Here is an 18304-nt window from a genome sequence, read left to right on the forward strand (position 1 = left end):
CAGAAGTAATGAAAGAGGACCGGAACATGTTCCGGTCCTCTTTCATTACTTCTGTCTCCTTCATGACGGCGCCTCGTTCATGACGGCGCCTTCAGGCCTGGCGGCAGCCGGCGGCCAGTGGCCGGTCCGCTAGCGCCGCTTCTTTTTGCTGGCCCGGCGCGGGTTGTCCTGCCCGGCAGACTTCGCCGGGTTGCCGGAGCGGCCCGCGGCCTTAGACTCGACGTGGGTCTCGGCTGAACCGTCCTCGCCGGGGGCCGTGTACTGCAGCTGGGCCGGCTTTTCCGGAGCCTCCAGCCCGGCGGCCCGGATCTGCGGTTCGTGATGTTCGGTGTGCTGGCCCGCGGCGTCCGCCACGACCACGTCCTCGGCAGGGGTGACCTCGACTTCGAGGTTGAACAGGAAGCCGACGCTTTCCTCCCGGATGGCCTCCATCATGGCCTGGAACATGATGAAGCCCTCGCGCTGGTATTCCACCAGGGGATCGCGCTGGGCCATCGCGCGCAGGCCGATGCCTTCCTTCAGGTAGTCCATCTCATAGAGGTGTTCCTGCCACTTGCGGCCGATCACCGACAGCACCACACGGCGCTCGAGCTCGCGCATGCTCTCGTGCCCGATGGCCTCCTCGCGTGCCTGGTACACCAGGCGTGCGTCGGAGAGGATCTCCTCCCTGAGGAAGTCCACGGTGATCCGCGACTTTCCGCCGGCTTCGTCGATGAGGTCCCGCGGGGTGACACTCACCGGGTACAGGGTCTTGAGGTTGGACCAGAGGAGGTTGAAGTCCCAGTCGTCGCCGGTGCCCTCAGCGGTGGCTGCGTCGATGAACGCGTTGATCGTGTCTTCGAGGAAGAACTGGACTTTTTCGTGGAGGTCGTCGCCTTCGAGGATCCGGCGGCGGTCGCCGTAGATGGCTTCGCGCTGGCGGTTCAGGACGTCGTCATATTTGAGGACGTTCTTGCGCTGTTCGGCATTGCGGCCCTCGACCTGGCCCTGGGCCGAAGCGATGGCGCGCGAGACGAGCTTTGACTCAAGGGCGACATCGTCCGGCACCGAGCTGTTCATCAGCCGCTCGGCCGCGCCGGAGTTGAACAGGCGCATCAGGTCATCCGTCAGCGACAGGTAGAACCGGGACTCGCCAGGGTCACCCTGGCGGCCCGAGCGGCCCCGCAGCTGGTTGTCAATCCGGCGTGATTCGTGCCGCTCGGTGCCCAGAACGTACAGGCCCCCGAGGTCGAGGACCTCCTCGTGCTCGTCCTTGACCGACTGATTGGCCGCTTCGAAGGCTTCGGGCCACGCCGCTTCGTATTCTTCGGAGTTTTCTTCCGGATCTAGGCCGCGCTTGGCGAGTTCGGCGACCGCGGTGAACTCGGCGTTGCCGCCGAGCATGATGTCGGTACCGCGGCCGGCCATGTTGGTCGCAACGGTCACGGCACCCTTGCGCCCGGCCTGGGCCACGATCGCGGCCTCACGGGCGTGGTTCTTGGCGTTCAGGACCTCATGCCGGACGCCTTCCTTGGCCAGCAGCCCGGAGAGGTATTCGCTCTTCTCCACGCTGGTGGTGCCGACCAGGACGGGCTGGCCCTTGGCATGCCGTTCGGCGATGTCCTGGACGACGGCGGCGAACTTGACCGCCTCGTTCTTGTAGACAAGGTCCGGCTGGTCGATCCTCGTCATGTCGCGGTTGGTGGGGATGGCGACGACGCCGAGCTTGTAGGTGCTCATGAACTCGGCGGCTTCGGTCTCCGCGGTACCGGTCATGCCGGCGAGCTTGCCGTACATGCGGAAGTAGTTCTGCAGCGTGACCGTGGCAAGGGTCTGGTTCTCGGCCTTGATCTCGACGCCTTCCTTGGCCTCGATCGCCTGGTGCATACCCTCGTTGTAGCGCCGGCCCGCGAGGATTCGGCCGGTGTGCTCGTCGACGATCAGCACCTCGCCGTCGAGGATGACATAGTCCTTGTCGCGCTTGAAGAGTTCCTTGGCCTTGATGGCGTTGTTGAGGAAACCAATCAACGGGGTGTTGGCGGACTCGTAAAGATTGTGGATGCCGAGGTAGTCCTCGACCTTTTCGATGCCTGCCTCAAGCACACCGACGGTGCGCTTCTTCTCGTCGACTTCGTAATCCTCTTCGGGCTTGAGCCTGGTGACGACCTTGGCGAACTCGCTGTACCAGCGGTTGGTGTCCCCCTGCGCGGGTCCCGAAATAATGAGCGGGGTCCGTGCCTCATCGATGAGGATGGAGTCCACTTCGTCGACGATGGCGAAGTGGTGGCCGCGCTGGACGAGCTCGGATTTGTCCCAGGCCATGTTGTCGCGCAGGTAGTCGAAGCCGAATTCGTTGTTGGTGCCGTAGGTGATATCCGCGGCGTACTGCTCGCGGCGCAGCGCCGGGTCCTGGTTGGAGAGGATGCAGCCGCTGGTCAGGCCGAGGAACCGGTACACGCGGCCCATGAGGTCCGACTGGTATTCGGCCAGGTAGTCGTTCACGGTAATGACGTGCACACCGTTGCCCGCAAGGGCGTTGAGGTAGGCCGGTGCGGTAGCCACGAGGGTCTTGCCTTCACCGGTCTTCATTTCGGCGATGTTGCCCAGGTGCAGGGCGGCGCCGCCCATGAGCTGGACGTCGAAGTGGCGCATCCCGAGCGTGCGCGAGGAGGCTTCGCGGACGGCGGCGAAGGCCTCGGGCAGGAGATCGTCGAGCTTCTCACCGTCAACATGGCGTGCGCGGAGACGGTCGGTCTCCTCGCGCAGCTCGGCGTCGGTGAAGGTCTTGAGGGAGCTCTCCAGGGCATTAATGGAATCGGCATAGTTCCGCAGTTGCCTCAGGGTCTTCTTGTCACCTGTGCGGAGAAGTTTTTCGATAAGTGATGCCACGTGAAGTTGCTCCCAGTCTCAAGCTGCCGAATTCTGGCGTATTCAGTCTACGGGAGAGACGCAGGGCCGGTTACGCCTGTTCCCTCTGAGCGGATACACGCCGTTCGGCCCCGGACACGGCGTCGCCAAGCGCCGGCGCGAGGTCGCCTTTCGGCGAGACAACCACCCGGTCCAGTTCCAGCCACTCTGCCATGAGCTGCAGTTCCGCGGCGAGTTCGACGGCGGTGTCGGCGGGCGCGCCGGGCTCCGCGTGGGCAGCCCGTGCCAGCAGCAGGCCGTTGGTCCGGTCGGCCTTGAGGTCCACCCGGGCCACGATCCCGTCGCGCAGCAGGAAAGGCAGCACGTAATAGCCGAAGCGGCGTTTCGGCTCCGGGGTGTAGATCTCGACGCGGTAGCGGAAACCGAACAGGTCCTCCAGGCGCCGCCGTTCAAAGACCAGCGAGTCGAAGGGGCTCAGCAGTGCGCGGCCGGTGGCGGCACGCGGGAGTCTTGCCTCGGCGTGCCGGAAGACGGTCTTGTTCCAGCCGGACACCGTGACCGGAAGCAGCCTGCCCGTGTCGACCAGGTGGTCCAGGGCTATGGCGGATGCCCGCATGGGCGTCCGGAAATAATCAGCAAAGCACCGCAGGGTGCCGATCCCGTGGGCTTGGGCAGCGGCATCGATCAGCCGCACCAGCGCAGCCGCGGGGTCCGCGCCGACCGGGCCCGCGTCCGCGTCCGCGGCGTCAGGAACTGCCGGCGGCCGTTCGGGCAGCACCCTGGCGGTCAGGGTGTAACGCCGTTCAAAGGAGTCCGTGCGGGACGCGGCCGAAATGAGGCCCGCTTCGAAGAGGTGTTCGAGGACCCGCTTCACGGCGTTCCAGTTCCAGCCCCAGTTGTCCTGCTGCCGCTCCTCCACGTGCCCGAGACGGGCGGTGAGTTCAGCGGCGGTCATCGGGCGGCCGGCGGCGAGCGCCTCGAGAATCCGGGCGGAGACCCCGCTGCGCAACTCGGGGTCCATGGAGTGCGCCCCCACCCATTTCCTGCTCTGCCACAGGAGAAGGTCCGGGAAGTGGCCGGGACGGATGAAGCTGGCCTCGTGGGCCCAGTACTCCATCATCCGGCGGGGGTGGGTGCCTGCCATCCGCTGGAGGATGCCGCGGTCGTAGTTCCCCAACCGGGAGAAAAACGGCAGGTAGTGGCTCCGGGACAAGACATTGACGGAGTCGATCTGGACCAGCTGCAGCCGGGCAAAGGTGCGGCCCACCGCCCGTGCTGTCACGGGTCCGGCGGGCCGCACTTTGTCCAATCCCTGGGCTGCCAGTGCGATCCGCCGGGCCTGCTTGAGGCTCAGCAATTCCTGCACGTCAGTCCCTTCGCTGGATGGTCAGAACCAGCTTAGGCGCTGGCTGGCTCATCCTCGGAACGGTAGGCGATGATCTTCTCGTCCAGCGGGGCCTCGCCCGGCTCGCACCTCTGGTCGAGGGAGATCACGCCGTAGGTCCACCCGTCGCGGCGGTAGACGACGGAGGGCGCTTTGGTCTCCTTGTCCACAAAGAGGTAGAAGTCGTGACCCACAAGCTCCATGTTGTCGACGGCGTCGTCGAGCGTGAGGGATGCGGCGGGGAAGACCTTCCGGCGGATGAGCACGGGCGAGTCTCCGGCCGGGATATCGTTCTCGATCTCATACGGCGATTTCTCGGCGGGAGCTTCCTTGGGCTCGAGCCAGTGGTTCGCCTCTTCGTAAATAGGCTCGCTGGTGCTCGCGGGTTCCAGGGTCGCCGTCGCCTCGGTGACGGACTTGGGGGCATGCCGGCCGTGGTGGACCTTCTTGCGGTCCTTGGCCCGGCGCAGGCGCTCCAGAAGCTTGTTGTAGGCGAGATCGAACGCGGCGAACTTGTCTGCGGCGCTGGCTTCGGCACGAATCACGGGGCCCCGGCCCAGGACGGTCAGCTCAACCGTGAGCATCTCGTCGGCCTGCCGGGCCTTGGTCTCTTTGGAAACCTTCGCGTCCACCCTCTGGACTTTGTCCCCCAGGGACGCGATCTTCGAGATCTTCTCGTCGGCGTACTCGCGGAACCGGTCCGAGACCGTCAAATTGCGTCCGCTGATCATGAACTCCATGGTGCCCTCCAAATGACTTCGGTGACACGACGGCGGCACTTCCCGGGGCTGATCTGACTGACAGTCGAGCCCCTTTCCGAGCCGCTATCGACAGGTACATCTGTTCTTGGTACCCATCTCCGACGTTAGTTCATAGCCCCCTCTTATTCATCCTTTTTTGGTTTATTTTTTTCATTTACGGCCCCCTGCCCTGCCAGCACGCGGTCAGCGGAGCCGCGGTCGATCCTGAGCGGCGGGCGTGTCGCGGCGAGGACGACGGCGCCCCTCACCAGCGCGCCGGCCGCACCCAGCGCCCGGGCCGCCTCGGCGAGCGTGGCCCCTGTGGTGAGGACGTCGTCAATGATGAGGCACGGCTGCCCGTTCACCTTCGGAGCAAACATCCCGCGGCGGACCAGCATGGATCCCCGCACCCTCTGCGCGCGGTCACCGCGCCCCAGCCCCTTCTGTCCTCCGGCTCCTCCGGGACGCGCGGGGAGACCGTAAGCGGCTCGCCGGATTGTCCTGATCCCGGTCCGCGGGCGCGTCTTCCGGAGGGCGTGGACCGCGGGGAAACCGGGGCTCCGGCCAAGTCCCGGCGCCCGGCGGTGTGCCAGCCTGCCGAGCAGCACATGGACCGGACTGAAGCCGCGCTTCCGGTAGGCGCTGCCGCTGGTGGGTACCGGTACGAGCAGCACCTCGGACTCTCCAACAGCGGCCCTGATGGCACCGGCCAGGCCCTTCGACAGCACCTGCGCCAGCTGACCCTGGCCGTGCCTCTTGAAGGACAGCACTGCTTGTGCCAGCTCCGCGCGGTAGGCACCGGCTGCCACGACGGGAAGGAGCACGGAACCGTTCACGTCCATCAGGGCCGGGGCCTGCGCTTCGGCCCTGAACGGTTTGCTCATCAGCAGCCGGACCTGCCGTTCGCAGCCGACACAGAGTGCCAGGTCCTCAGCCCCGCAGCAGACGCAGTCCACCGGCGCGGCGAGTGCCACCACTTCGGCGGCTGCGGCGGCGGTCCTGTCGGCCAGCCGCGCCAGCGGCCGGCGGTACCCGCCGCGGTGCCTCGCCGCAGCCGTCGCCGGAGGGGCCAGGTCGGGGTCAGGGAGTTCTCTGGAGGTCCTCACAAGCCAAGGCTCCGCCCGCGCGGCGTGCCGCGGTAGGCCCTTGGGGCGCTATGTGGACAAGATTCGCAGGGAACCTAGGACGCCAGACGGTCGGGCCGCTCGTCCGATCCCCGTCCGCGGCCGGACGCCTGCATCGGCCGGTTGATTGCGGACCAAACATCATCGAGTGAGAGACCGAGCACGCTCGCGACCGCTGCGATCGTGGAGAACGCGGGAGTGGCCACACGGCCTGTTTCGATCTTCCGCAGAGTCTCCGGTGAGATGCCCGCGGCCACCGCCACCTCGAACATGGAGCGATCTTTCCTCGCCTGACGCATAAGGGCGCCCAAACGTTGTCCTCGTTCGACCTCGGCGGGAGTGAGTGGAAGCCTGACCATGCGTCCAACTATAGTACCGGTATAGTATTACCGGTATATTTATTGGAGAGTGGGAGGGCCGCCCAGTGATCGAAATATTCAGCCCGGCTGAGCTACAGCGAGCGAAGGTGAGCGGCAGATTCATCGCCACAGTGCTGCAGAGCTTGCAAGGGCGGGTCGGTGTCGGCACAAACCTCCTGGAGATCAACCAGTGGGCCGGTGAGATGATTGCCGCAGCAGGCGCTCACTCCTGCTATGTCGATTACGCTCCCTCGTTCGGCCACGGGCCCTTCGGATCGTTCATCTGCACATCAGTCAACGACGCTGTGCTGCACGGAATGCCTCACGACTATGCCCTCAGGAATGGCGATCTCCTCACCCTTGACCTGGCGGCGTCCCTCCAAGGGATCGTCACCGATGCCGCCGTCAGCTTCATCGTCGGAGTATCACCCAACCCATCGGACTCCCCTGATGATCGAGACGACCCAAAGGGCCCTCGCAGCCGGAATAGCGGCCGCCAACCCCGGAGCGCGTATCGGGGACATCTCCCACGCAATCGGTTCCGTCCTTGCAGCTGCCGGATACCCCATCAACACCGAGTTCGGCGGGCACGGCGTCGGGTCGACGATGCATCAGGATCCCCACATCCCCAACACGGGCCGGCCAGGCCGGGGATACCGGCTCCGCCCAGGCCTGCTCCTGGCAATCGAACCGTGGGTCATGGCGGACACCGCCGACCTCGTTACCGACCCGGACGGATGGACGCTTCGAAGTGCAACCGGAACCCGCACCGCGCACAGCGAGCACACCGTAGCCATCACGGACGACGGACCTGTCATCCTCACGATCTGACCTCCACCTCCACGGCGGAGGCGAAGCCGCTCGGGACGCTAGCCCGGGAAGGACGGATCGATCGGCCCCTTGAGCTGCGGGGACCAGCCGCTCCCGAGTCTCTGGAAGATCCCTTCCGCGGACTGGGCGTAGATTTCCTCCGCGCCGTTGCCCGCACTGAGCGCGGTCAGCCCCGGCCACGGCGCCAGCTGCTGCGGCGCGGTCGAGGTCAGGGAAAGCAGTTCGGGAGTGACGGATTCGCCCGCTGAGCCCTTCATCACCGCGACGGTAGTGTCGTCCACCCACACGCCCTGGTCGGGGTCGTTCGACGCCAGCAAGGTCATCGGCACGGTGAGGTCCTTGGGCGTGCCGTCCGCTGCCCGGATGATGCCCGCCACCTGGACCTTGGTCTTGCCGTTCTGCTCCGTGAGAATGAGCGCACGGGTACCCTCGCGTGAGACCCGGAACTCCTTGACAGACCGGCCGGCGAGCCAGGCCGGCGCCAGGGTCACGGCGGGGACGCTGGCGCCTTCGGCCACGCCGACAGGCCGGTAGGCGATCATTTCCATGGCGCCGTTGACCCCTGGCCCCGCCGACCAGACCCAGTCGTACCGGTCGAAGGACGGGCGGGTCAGGGTGGAGCGCGTGGTCAGCGCCCGGGCGGGCTGGCCGGGCACGACGGAGTACAACGTGCCGCGGCCGGCGTTGAGGAAGGCCGCGGCCTGCGACACGGGAGATTCCGCCGGGGCCCGGGGCGCCAGGGCGGAGACGGGCTGGATGTCGGGAAGCGGCGAGACCCTGTTGTTCTCATACCGGACCAGGTCGTTGTTGCTCACGGCGATCTGGCGGGCCGGAACACTCTTGTCCCGGATCGGCGGGAGAACCGAACCGTTGTCGTCCACCCGCACCAGGTCCTGGTCGGCCCGGAGCTCCACGTTGATGACGTCGGGCTGGCTGCGGAAGGTGAGGGCAAGCTGGGTCTGCATCCGCAGCCGGTCCTCGTTGGAGGCCTCCACGAGGTCCTTCGCCGTGAGGTCTACCTGTGCGGCGCCGGAGACGACCGGGACAGATTCGCGAGCCAGCTTGATGCCGGAGGGAAAGGCACTGACGACGGCGCCCTTGAGGTACGGGGCAGGACCGCCGAGGAGGGCGCTGGTCATGGCCTTGACGGTCTTCTTCTTGATGAACCAGCGGATGTCGGGCACCGCGTAGGTGAACGTCGGGTCATAGAAGTAAATGGGGTAGGCGCCGTAGATGACTTTGAATGTCTCTTCCGGGATCGCCGTCCCGTCCGGGAGTTCCGCAATGCGCCACTGACCATCCACCTGGGTCAGCGTGGCGGGAATGTTTTCCTTGGTTCCCTCCGGCAGCCGGGTCGCGACCCCGTCCACATCGACGGAGTAGGACACGTCCAGTTCGTAGTTGAAGACGTTTTCGACGCCGGTCGGCACCACGCGTGCGGCGCGGAAGACCAGCACCCGCTGGTCCGGCTTCCAGGTTACGGAGGAGGCCTGTGTCAGGTATTGGCGTGCCACCGCGTAATCGTCCTCGTAGCCGCTGCCGGCGAGATAGAAGTCCTCGATCACGGCTTCCGGCCCGGCGCCCTCACGCGGCGCGGACGGGAAGAACACGGGGGCATTCTTGGGGTTCCCCGCGCTCTCATCCGTGCTCTTTCCCACCGGGCCCGAGCGCGGTATCTGGGCGCACGACGTCAGCAGGACCAGCAGCACCGCCAGGAGCGCGGCCCCCGCGCTCCTGGCCATCCTTGAGGCACCGCTCATGACCGCTCCTTCGTTCCGGTTCCCGCTGTTCCGGGGTATGTGGTTCCGGCATCGGCCGGACCGGGCGCGCGCGGCCCGTCGTCGGGCCCGCTCCCGGCAACCTGGTTCCCCCCGCGGGGCGCCGGTGCGGGGTCCAGCAGCAGCATGGTCCGTTGGCCGGCCGCGCCATGCAGTCCGACGTCGACCGGCTCCAGCTGGAGGGGCGATTTGGTGATGGTCTCGCCCTGGTGCAGCGGGAGGGTGAGGCGGAAGTTGGCTCCGCTGCCTTTCCTTCCCCACGCCTGGAGCCAGCCGTTGTGGAGTTTCGTGTCCTCGGCAGCGATGGACAGTCCGAGGCCGCTGCCCCCCGTCGTGCGTGCCCGGGCCGGATCGGCGCGCCAGAACCGGTCGAACACGCGTGCGGCTTCCGCCGGGGCCATGCCGATGCCGTGGTCCCGGACGGCGACGGCCACGGCGTGGTCGTTGGCGGCCACGGAAATATTCACCGGCCGGCCCTCGCCGTGTTCGAGGGCGTTCAGGACCAAGTTGCGCAGGATGCGGTCAATACGGCGGTCGTCCATGTCCACGATGATGCTGCCCGCGGGCGCGTTGAGGGTGATCTGGGAGCCGTACTCGGCGGCCACCGGGGCCACGCCCTCCATCACGTGCGACACGAGCTGCACGATATCGCCCGGTTCGGCGTCCAGCGTGGCGACGCCCGCGTCGAAGCGGGAGATCTCCAGCAGGTCGGCAAGGAGGGACTGGAACCGCTCCACCTGGTTGTAGAGCAACTCCGCGGAGCGCTTGTTGACGGGGTCAAAGTCTTCGCGCGCGTCGTAGAGGACTTCCGCGGCCATCCGCACGGTGGTGAGCGGGGTGCGCAATTCGTGGGAGACGTCGGAAACGAAGCGCTGCTGCATCTGGGACAGCGTGGCGAGCTGGGTGATCTGTTCCTGGAGGCTGGCGGCCATGTGGTTGAAGGAAGCCCCGAGCCGGGCCACCTCGTCCTCCCCCTTGACCACCATGCGTTCCTGCAGCTGCCCCGCGGCGAGCTTCTCGGAGACGAGCGCCGCATGGCTGACCGGGCTGACGACATTGCGGGTCACGTACCAGGCCACGGCACCAATCAGCAGCGCCAGCACTGCGCCGCCGGCCAGCAGCACGTTCTGGATCTCATCGAGGGTCTTTTGCGCCGTGTTGAGGTCATAGATCAGGTACAGCTCGTAGACCGTGCCGTTGAAGGTGACCTTGTTGCCGACGGCGATCCCGGGCCGGTCCTCGGTGCCCACCGGGAACTCCGTGGACGCCCAGAACTGCTCTTTGCCGGAATCCTGTACGGCCTTGCGCAGCTCGGGGGGGATGACGCTGATGGTGAGCTGGTCCGATGCCCGCGATTCCACCCAGCGGTTGCGGGGTTTGGTCTGTTCCGGCATTGCTTCGAAAACGTAGCGCCGCTGGATCACGGAGCCGCGTCCCTCGACGGCGTTCAGGGTGTCGTAGACGAGGGTAATGACGCTGGACTGGTCGGTGACCTGGGCGCCGTCGAAGGTGTCCTGGACCTGCTTGACGTTGTACCGCGTCTCGGATTCGGCCTGGACGAGCCGTTCCTGGAACAGGTTGTTGGCTATCTGGTTGGACAGGTACGCGCCGACGACGGCGAAGGACGAGATGGCAAGCATCAGGGTCGTCAGCACGGTCCGGAACTGCAGCGACCGCCGCCATTTGCGGTGCACTGAGCGGAGCAGGTAACGGATGCCCGGGAGCAGGCGGGAGGCGCCGATGCCGACCAGCCTCGCCACCCGTACGCCCACGATCCGGGCACGCTTCACCCAGATCCGGGTGCGGAACCGGACGGCGTGCCACAGGGCGGCAGGACTGTCCGGGAGCCCGGCGCCGGGGACGGCCGGCTCCGGCGGGCCGGCCGCAGGGGTGCCGGCGTCCGTCGCGTCGGAAACGGGCGCCGTCAAGCCCGTTTCGTGGACGTCAACTGACGTGCGGGCGGGCTGCTCCGGAGCGCCCCGTTCCAGCGGGGGGCTCACCGGACCAGCTCCGGGACGGCCGTCCGACGGCTCAGGAACCTGCTTTGTAGCCGACACCACGGACCGTCAATACGACTTCGGGGGCTTCCGGGTCACGTTCGATCTTTGACCTCAGCCGCTGGACGTGGACGTTGACCAGCCGCGTGTCCGCGGCGTGCCGGTAGCCCCAGACCTGTTCCAGCAGGAGTTCCCGGGTAAAGACCTGCCACGGCTTGCGTGCCAGGGCGACCAGCAGATCGAATTCCAGCGGCGTCAGCGAAATGCGTTCGGTGCCGCGGCTGACGAGGTGTCCTGCAACGTCGATTGTGACGTCCGCAATGCGCAGCGTTTCGGGCGCCTTCTGGTCACCGGGCCGGAGCCGGGCCCGGACGCGGGCGACGAGTTCCGCCGGTTTGAAGGGCTTGGGAACATAGTCGTCGGCCCCGGACTCAAGTCCGCGGACCACGTCCGAGGTGTCCGCCTTGGCGGTGAGCATCACGATGGGCACGTCGGACTCGGCGCGGATCTGGCGGCAGACTTCAATGCCGTCTATGCCCGGGAGCATAAGGTCCAGCAGCACGAGATCCGGTTTGGCGGAGCGGAAGACGTCCAGCGCCTGCCCGCCGTCAGCGCAGAAAACGGGTTCGAACCCGTCATTGCGCAGCACAATACCGATCATCTCGGCCAGCGCCTCGTCATCGTCCACTACCAGAATGCGTGCCTTCATATGTATATATTCCCTTATTGCAATGGCTTTGTCGTATTCAGCGGCGCCCCCGGCATGGCGCCGCCGGCACCCGGGCCGCACATCGGCGCTCCCGCGGCCGGCCGGCCGACTGTGACAAAGCCGCCTCCGTCCCGCATGCTGTGGACAGGAACCCGTCAACAGTCCAGGTATCCCAGGAGGATTCTGTGAGCACCCCGATCTACCAGCTTGCCCTCGGCACTGACTTTGCCCGGCTGCAGCCGGAGCTGCGGGAATACTTTTCCCTCACTCCCGGCTCCGGCCAGTACGGCGTCGGGGAGGGGGTGTTTGAGGTCGTCGGCTGCCGGCAGAAGTGGCTCCGTCCACTGCTGCGCCTCGCCACCGGCGAGCAGGCATTCTTCCCGGAATACGGGGAGGGCATCCGGTTCCGGATCGAGAACCACGCCCATCTGGACCCGTTCGGCCGTTCCAGCCTCACCGCCAGGCGCGAGATCTTCTTCCCGGGCACCACCCGGTTGTTCCACGACACCACGAGCTTCGATGATTCCGGCAGCCGGCCCGGACTGCTGGATTACGTCGGGCGGTACCGGCGGCTCGTCACGGACCTCAATCTCAGCGTCACCGCCGGCGGCCGGCTGCGCGGGGTCTCGGAGGCGTCAAGGCTGTTCCTCGGACCGCTGCGGATTCCCCTGCCGGCAGCCCTCGATGCCAAGGCCTACGCCGAACAGTGGTGGGCGCCGGAGGAAGGCCAGGCCGGGAAGCACCGGATCCAGGTGAAGGTGATCCAGCCGCAAATCGGACTGGTCCTGGTCTACGCCGGGCACTTCGACTACCGGCTGGAACCGTACCCCGGCGGTGTGGCGGCCCCGGGCTACCTTCCGGACCGCGCCCGACCGGACCGCTGGGAAGCCCGCAGCTGACGGCAGCGCTGACCGTCTTGACCGGAGCTAGCGCTGACCGGCGCTAGCCGAGCGCGAGCTGGTTGAGGCCGTCGGCCACCTGGGTCAGCCGGGTCAGTACCGCCGTCGCGGACGACGGCGAATGCCTGGCCAGCCCGTCCGATGGCGTGACCCGCAACCCGCTGAGGGCCGGGGCCGTCAGGCCCAGCTGGCGCCACGGCCGCCAGACGGTTTCCACGACATCGGCGACGCGGGGCAGCGCCGCTGCGGGGTTGGAGACGTCGAGCGCTCCGGCCCACAGCCGTTTGCCCGACTCCACCGCGCCGGCGAGCTGTTCCCATTGCCGGGAAGTGAGGCCGCGCAGGGGAACGGCGATCCCGTCCGCCCCGGCGGCCAGGATGCGGTCGAACGGCGCTTCGACTTCCGGGACGCGGATCACGACCTCGACGGCGCCGGCTGCCCGGAGGGCATCGATGACCAGCTGCCAGGAGTCCGTGGCTTCCCTGCCCGGCACGGAGCGCAGGGTCCGGTAGCCGCTGGAGGTGGGAATGGTGCCGGCCAGCACCGAGGCGATTTCGGGCTCGTCGATCTGGACCACGATCCGCGCACCCGGGGCGGCGGACGCCACCCGGCTGAGGTAGCTGCCGGCACCGGCCGCCAGCGAGGCTGCAAGGTCCCGGCGGGCTCCATGGTCGATCAGCGCCCGCTCGCCGTTGTGCAGGTGCAGGCCCGCGGCGAGGCTGAGCGGACCACAGAGCTGGATCTTGATGTCCTGCGCCGGGGTGTCCTCGGCGCCGATCACATCGGCGAGGATGTTGATGTCGGTGGACAGGGCTGAACGGGCGCGCCGAAAGTCCTTGCCCGGCCGGTCCACGATCCGCCAGCCGTAGGGCTGCACATCCACGGAAAGGTCCACCAGCAGGGACGCTGACCGGCCGAGCGCGTCGGAGCCGACGCCCCGGTCCGGCAGCTCGGCAAGGAAGGGCAGGTGCGGGCTGCCGAGCTCGCCGCGGATGATGCGTGCAGCCTCGACCGGGTCCTCGCCGGGCCAGGTGCCCAGGGCAGTGGCGGTGACCTCTTCGGGCCCGGCTGCCTGTGGTGTGGCCACGGCTAGGCGGTGGCGGAGACGGCCGGGCCCGCGGGGCCGGGCACCCGGCCGGCGGTCCGGGCGGAATCTGCTGCCTGGGTATCGGCGGCCAGCGCCGCCTCGTGGTCCTCGGCGATGGCTTCGTGGTGCCGGATGACCTCGCCGATGATGAAGTTCAGGAACTTCTCAGCGAAGGCCGGGTCCAGGTGGGCCTCGGCGGCGAGCCTTCGCAGCCTCGCGATCTGGGCCGTCTCCCGGCCGGGGTCACCGGCGGGAAGTTTGTGGGTTGCCTTCAGGAATCCGACCTTCTGGGTCGCCTTGAACCGCTCGGCGAGAAGGTAGACAAGGGTGGCATCGATGTTGTCAATGCTGGAGCGGATCGACAACAGCTCCGCCATCACCGCGGGATCCACCTGACCGGCCAGCGAGCTGGCCCCGGGGTCAAAGGAATCGGCGTCGGGATGAGTATGGTTCTGCTCGGTCATGGACCCAGTCTAGGGGCACCGGCGCTAATGACTTCTGCTGTTAAGCGCCGCCGCCGGGGCCTCCGCACCGCCGGCTTCGGCCGCACCAAGGGAGACGCACCAAGGGACATGCCCACCGTTCCATTGGAACGGTGGGCATGTCCCTTCGGTGTGCGCCAAGGGCGGTCAGCTGTGGAGCACCTCGCGGAAGGCCTCGCGGCGTCGGGCCTGCTCGTCCGGGTCCGGAACCGGCAGCGATGCGATGAGTTTCTTCGTGTAGCTGTGCTGCGGGTTGCCCATCACCTGGTTCCCGAGCCCCTGTTCCACCATCTTGCCCTTGTAGAGCACGCCGACCCAGGTGGAAAGGATGTCCACCACGGCGAGGTCATGGCTGATAAACAGCGCCGCGAACCCGAACTCCCGCTGGATCTCCTTGAAGAGCTCCAGCACCACGGCCTGCACGGAAACATCCAGCGCCGACGTCGGCTCATCAGCGATGAGCAGCTTCGGGTTAAGGATGAGCGCCCGCGCCAGGGAGGCGCGCTGCCGCTGGCCGCCGGACAGTTCGTGCGGGAACCTGTCAGCGTACGACGCCGGCAGCTGCACAGATTCGAGCAGCTCACGCACACGCTGGCGCGCCTCCGCCGGAGTGGGGTTGCCGTGGATGATGAGGGGCTCGGCGACGCAGTCGCCGATGGTCAGCTGCGGGTTGAAGGACGCCGCCGGGTCCTGGAAGACGAAACCGATCTCCTTGCGGAGCGGCTTGAAGGTGCGCTCCTTGAAGTTCAGCATTTCGTAGCCCAGCACCTTGAGGCTGCCGCCTGTGGTCCGGTTGAGCCCGGCGATCGCCCGGCCGATGGTGGTCTTGCCGGAACCCGACTCCCCCACCAGTCCGAACACTTCGCCTTCGGACACCGTGAAGCTGACGCCGTCGACGGCCTTGAAGGCCGGACTGCCCAGCCGTCCCGGATACTCGATGGTCAGGTTCTTCGCCTCGACCAGCACTTTGCCGCCCTGGTGGGCGCGTTCGGTCATGCCTTCGGAGGCGGAATTGCGGCCCAGGTGCGGGACGGCGGCCAGGAGCTTCTTGGTGTAGTCCTCCTTGGGCTGGGCGAACAGCACCCGCGCGGAAGCTTCCTCCACGACGTCGCCCTGGTACATGACCACCACGCGGTCGGCGAGGTCCGCGACGACGCCCATGTTGTGCGTGATCAGCACGATGGACGTCCCGTACTTGTCGCGCAGGTCCCGCAGCAGTTCCAGGATTTCCGCCTGGACGGTGACGTCCAGCGCGGTCGTCGGCTCGTCGGCCACGATGAGTCCGGGGTTCAGGGCCAGCGCGGCGGCAATGACGACACGCTGTTTCTGGCCGCCCGAGAACTGGTGCGGGTAGTAGTTGACCCGCGTTTCCGGGTCCGGGATGCCGACCTTCCGGAGGGCATCGATGGCGCGGTTCTTGGCATCCCTGGCTGAGATCTTCTTGCCGCTGCCGGTGTCGGCATGCGCCCGGATGCCTTCGGCAATCTGCCAGCCCACGGTGTAGACCGGGTTGAGCGCCGTCGACGGTTCCTGGAACACCATGGCGACGTCGCGGCCGCGGATCTGCCGCAGCTTGGCCGCGCTGACGCTGATGACGTTGTTGCCGTTGATCAGGACGGCGCCCTGGCTGGTTGCCGTTTCCGGCAGAAGGCCCAGGATGGTCTTTGCCGTCACGGTCTTGCCGGATCCCGATTCGCCGACGATGGCGACAACCTCGCCAGGATTGACTTCGAGGCTGACGTCCTTGACCGCGAAGACGTCGCCGCCGTCCGTCGCGAACGTGACCTTGAGGTTCTCGATGTCCAGCACGGGGCCGGAGCCGCTGGCCTGACGGTCCGGAATGGAGCCGATGTTGATGCTCATGAACTGCTCGATTCTGCTTCAGGGGCGCCCTGCACGCCGGCGGTCGGGGCGGGGCCGGCGGCGGGAGCCTTTTTACTCCCGGCCTTCTTGCGGCCCCTGAGCCGTGGATCGTTGAGATCGTTCATGCTCTCACCGACCAATGTCAGTCCCAGCACGGTCAGGACGATCGCCGTACCGGGGAAGACGCCGGTCCACCAGATGCCCGAGGAGGCGTCAGCCAATGCCTTGTTGAGGTCGAAACCCCATTCGGCGGCGGAGGACGGTTCGATGCCGAACCCCAGGAAGCCGAGTCCGGCAAGGGTCAGGATCGCCTCGGAGGCATTCAGCGTAAAGATCAGCGGCAACGTGCGGGTTGCGTTCTTGAAGATGTGGCGCCCCATGATGCGGATGCTGGAGGCACCCACCACCTTGGCTGCTTCGACGTATGGCTCCGCCTTCAGCCGGATCGTCTCGGCACGGATCACGCGGAAGTACTGCGGGACGAACACCACGGAGATCGAGATGGAACAGGCAATAATCCCGCCCCAGAAACTGGACTGGCCGTGGTTGATGACGATTGACATCACGATGGCCAGCAGGAGCGAGGGGAAAGCGTAGATCGCGTCGGCGATCACCACGAGCGTCCGGTCAAGCCAGCCGCCGAAGTAGCCGCTGAGCAGGCCCAGTGCGACGCCGAGGAAGATCGACATCACCACGGCGACGACGATCACGACCGCCGCTGTCTGGGCTCCCCAGATCACCCGGGAAAAGACGTCATAGCCACCTACTGTGGTACCCCAGATATGGGTTGCGCTGGGGTACGCCTGTGCCGGGAAGGTCCCGGAGGCATCGCTGAGCTGGGCAAAGCCGTAGGGGGCGATCAACGGTGCCAGCGCCGTCGTCAGCAGGAAGGCGACGGTCAGCACCAGGCCGGTGACGAGCATGCCGCGCTGCAGCCCGACGCTCTTGCGGAAGTGCGAGATCACCGGCAGGCGGTACATGAGGGGCTGCTTGCGCCCGCTTGTTGTAGTTGCAGTCATGGCTAGTACCTCACTCGCGGGTCGATCAGGGCGGCGACGACATCCACGATGAAGTTCGTGATGGCAACGATGACCGCCAGCAGCACGACGATGCCCTGGACAGCGACGAAGTCGCGGGAGTTCAGGTACTGGACGAGCTGGTAGCCGAGGCCCTTCCACTCAAACGTGGTCTCCGTGAGGACGGCGCCGCCCAGCAGGAGGGCAATCTGGAGTCCCATGACCGTGATGATCGGGATGAGGGCGGGCTTGTAGGCATGCTTGGTCACGAGCCGGAAGTTGCTGACGCCGCGGGACCTGCCGGCCTCGACGTAGTCCTTGCCAAGCGTGCCGATGACGTTGGTGCGCACCAGCCGGAGGAAGACCCCTGCAGTCAGCAGTCCCAGGGTCACTGCCGGCAGGACCGAATGGGCCGCGACGTCGCCGAGCGCGGCCATGTTGCCGCTCCGGAGCGCATCGAGCCAGTAGATCCCGGTCGGCGCGGCCAGGGTTCCCATCGCCAGTTCGGTCCGGGTGGAGGCCCGTCCTGCGACGGGCAACCAGCCGAGCCAGATCGAAAAGGTCAGCTTCATCAGCAGGCCGGCGAAGAACACCGGGGTGGCGTAGCAGAGGATGGCGAAGAACCGCAGGACGGCGTCCGGCACCTTGTCGCGCTTGTAGGCTGCGATAAGGCCGAGCGGGATGCCGACGATCAACGCCACGATGAGGGCGTTGATGGCCAGTTCAAGGGTTGCCGCGCCGAAGGAGGCGAGCATTTCAACAACGGGCCGGCGGTCGGTGATGGTGGTGCCGAAGTTGCCGGTCGCCACCTGGCCGACATATTCCAGGTACTGCACCAGGATCGGGCGGTCGTACCCGGCGTCGTGAATGCGCTGCGCCAGCGCTTCAGGGGGAAGCCTGCCGCCCTGGGCGGCGGTGATGGGGTCGCCGATGACCCGCATCAGGAAGAAGACCATGGTCACCAGGATGAAAATGGTCGGAATGATCAGGAAGAAACGGACCAGGATGTACGTCCCCAGTCCCCCGCCCGAGGATTTTTTCTTGGACGGAAGAAGTCCGTCGGCGTCGCTGGGCGGCGCCTCTATCAGTGTTGTCATTGGTACCTAAAATTGTGCTTTCGCGGCCATGGGCCGGCCCCGTGAACTGCAAGGTGCGTCACTGACCGGCAAAGGCGGGGCGCCTCGAGGG

General features: G+C 66.8%; 14 protein-coding genes and 1 pseudogene. 2 read left to right on the forward strand and 13 right to left on the reverse strand.

Features of this window, described 5'->3' with window-relative positions:
* Window positions 1-129 precede the first annotated feature (129 nt).
* From secA to QCD75_RS19960, 5 genes are all read right to left on the reverse strand, one after another.
* The gene (gene secA / locus QCD75_RS19940) at window positions 130-2868 is read right to left on the reverse strand and encodes a preprotein translocase subunit SecA (RefSeq protein ID WP_301231201.1); all 2739 of its coding nucleotides are present in this window, start codon (window positions 2866-2868) and stop codon (window positions 130-132) included.
* Window positions 2869-2938: 70 nt separating this feature from the next.
* Window positions 2939-4213: a winged helix-turn-helix domain-containing protein gene (locus tag QCD75_RS19945; RefSeq protein ID WP_301231202.1), complete on the reverse strand. Its 1275-nt coding sequence runs from the start codon at window positions 4211-4213 to the stop codon at window positions 2939-2941.
* A gap of 32 nt (window positions 4214-4245) precedes the next feature.
* Window positions 4246-4971, reverse strand: coding sequence for a ribosome hibernation-promoting factor, HPF/YfiA family (gene hpf, locus QCD75_RS19950; RefSeq protein WP_226761455.1), 726 nt, complete (start codon window positions 4969-4971; stop codon window positions 4246-4248).
* A gap of 143 nt (window positions 4972-5114) precedes the next feature.
* Complete coding sequence (locus QCD75_RS19955) at window positions 5115-6077, reverse strand: ComF family protein (RefSeq protein ID WP_301231203.1); 963 nt, start codon at window positions 6075-6077, stop codon at window positions 5115-5117.
* Between the two features lie 74 nt (window positions 6078-6151).
* Complete coding sequence (locus tag QCD75_RS19960; protein ID WP_301231204.1) at window positions 6152-6454, reverse strand: helix-turn-helix domain-containing protein; 303 nt, start codon at window positions 6452-6454, stop codon at window positions 6152-6154.
* 65 nt (window positions 6455-6519) lie between these two features.
* Between QCD75_RS19960 and map the strand changes: the two are divergent.
* Window positions 6520-7285, forward strand: a pseudogene (gene map / locus QCD75_RS19965) (type I methionyl aminopeptidase).
* A 38-nt stretch (window positions 7286-7323) separates the two neighbouring features.
* Here the strand turns inward: map and QCD75_RS19970 are convergent.
* From QCD75_RS19970 to mtrA, 3 genes are all read right to left on the reverse strand, one after another.
* Window positions 7324-9045, reverse strand: a complete 1722-nt coding sequence (locus tag QCD75_RS19970) for an LpqB family beta-propeller domain-containing protein (protein ID WP_301231205.1) — start codon at window positions 9043-9045, stop codon at window positions 7324-7326.
* On the reverse strand, window positions 9042-10889 hold the full coding sequence (gene mtrB, locus QCD75_RS19975) for an MtrAB system histidine kinase MtrB (RefSeq protein WP_301231215.1): 1848 nt from the start codon (window positions 10887-10889) through the stop codon (window positions 9042-9044). Before mtrB ends, QCD75_RS19970 begins: the two co-directional genes overlap by 4 nt.
* A 205-nt stretch (window positions 10890-11094) precedes the next feature.
* Window positions 11095-11769, reverse strand: coding sequence for an MtrAB system response regulator MtrA (gene mtrA, locus QCD75_RS19980; RefSeq protein WP_226761460.1), 675 nt, complete (start codon window positions 11767-11769; stop codon window positions 11095-11097).
* A gap of 185 nt (window positions 11770-11954) precedes the next feature.
* On the opposite strand from mtrA, the gene QCD75_RS19985 reads away from it, so the two are divergent.
* Entirely contained in the window at window positions 11955-12668 is a 714-nt protein-coding gene (locus QCD75_RS19985; RefSeq protein WP_301231206.1) for a DUF4166 domain-containing protein, read from the forward strand.
* A 43-nt stretch (window positions 12669-12711) separates the two neighbouring features.
* Here the strand turns inward: QCD75_RS19985 and QCD75_RS19990 are convergent, their stop codons facing one another.
* The 5 genes from QCD75_RS19990 to QCD75_RS20010 all read right to left on the reverse strand — a co-directional run bounded on the left by QCD75_RS19990 (window position 12712) and on the right by QCD75_RS20010 (window position 18213).
* Window positions 12712-13755 (reverse strand): hypothetical protein, encoded by a 1044-nt coding sequence (locus QCD75_RS19990; RefSeq protein ID WP_301231208.1) that lies wholly within the window; start codon window positions 13753-13755, stop codon window positions 12712-12714.
* Window positions 13756-13757: 2 nt separating this feature from the next.
* Window positions 13758-14219: a chorismate mutase gene (locus QCD75_RS19995; RefSeq protein ID WP_301231209.1), complete on the reverse strand. Its 462-nt coding sequence runs from the start codon at window positions 14217-14219 to the stop codon at window positions 13758-13760.
* Between the two features lie 165 nt (window positions 14220-14384).
* Window positions 14385-16100 (reverse strand): ABC transporter ATP-binding protein, encoded by a 1716-nt coding sequence (locus QCD75_RS20000; RefSeq protein WP_301231211.1) that lies wholly within the window; start codon window positions 16098-16100, stop codon window positions 14385-14387.
* Complete coding sequence (locus QCD75_RS20005) at window positions 16097-17119, reverse strand: ABC transporter permease (RefSeq protein WP_301231212.1); 1023 nt, start codon at window positions 17117-17119, stop codon at window positions 16097-16099. Before QCD75_RS20005 ends, QCD75_RS20000 begins: the two co-directional genes overlap by 4 nt.
* A gap of 2 nt (window positions 17120-17121) precedes the next feature.
* Window positions 17122-18213, reverse strand: a complete 1092-nt coding sequence (locus QCD75_RS20010) for an ABC transporter permease (RefSeq protein ID WP_301231214.1) — start codon at window positions 18211-18213, stop codon at window positions 17122-17124.
* Between the last annotated feature and the right edge of the window lie 91 nt (window positions 18214-18304).

The sequence above is a fragment of the Arthrobacter sp. PsM3 genome, assembly GCF_030433895.1.
Classification (GTDB): domain Bacteria; phylum Actinomycetota; class Actinomycetes; order Actinomycetales; family Micrococcaceae; genus Arthrobacter.

What these genes read in the sequence shown, in the direction of transcription:
- QCD75_RS19995 (WP_301231209.1), bottom strand. Translation starts at nt 14,219, where the DNA reads ATGACCGAGCAGAACCATACTCATCCCGACGCCGATTCCTTTGACCCC.
- QCD75_RS19970 (WP_301231205.1), bottom strand. Translation starts at nt 9,045, where the DNA reads ATGAGCGGTGCCTCAAGGATGGCCAGGAGCGCGGGGGCCGCGCTCCTG.
- QCD75_RS20010 (WP_301231214.1), bottom strand. Translation starts at nt 18,213, where the DNA reads ATGACAACACTGATAGAGGCGCCGCCCAGCGACGCCGACGGACTTCTT.
- QCD75_RS19960 (WP_301231204.1), bottom strand. Translation starts at nt 6,454, where the DNA reads ATGGTCAGGCTTCCACTCACTCCCGCCGAGGTCGAACGAGGACAACGT.
- QCD75_RS20005 (WP_301231212.1), bottom strand. Translation starts at nt 17,119, where the DNA reads ATGACTGCAACTACAACAAGCGGGCGCAAGCAGCCCCTCATGTACCGC.
- QCD75_RS20000 (WP_301231211.1), bottom strand. Translation starts at nt 16,100, where the DNA reads ATGAGCATCAACATCGGCTCCATTCCGGACCGTCAGGCCAGCGGCTCC.
- hpf (WP_226761455.1), bottom strand. Translation starts at nt 4,971, where the DNA reads ATGGAGTTCATGATCAGCGGACGCAATTTGACGGTCTCGGACCGGTTC.
- mtrA (WP_226761460.1), bottom strand. Translation starts at nt 11,769, where the DNA reads ATGAAGGCACGCATTCTGGTAGTGGACGATGACGAGGCGCTGGCCGAG.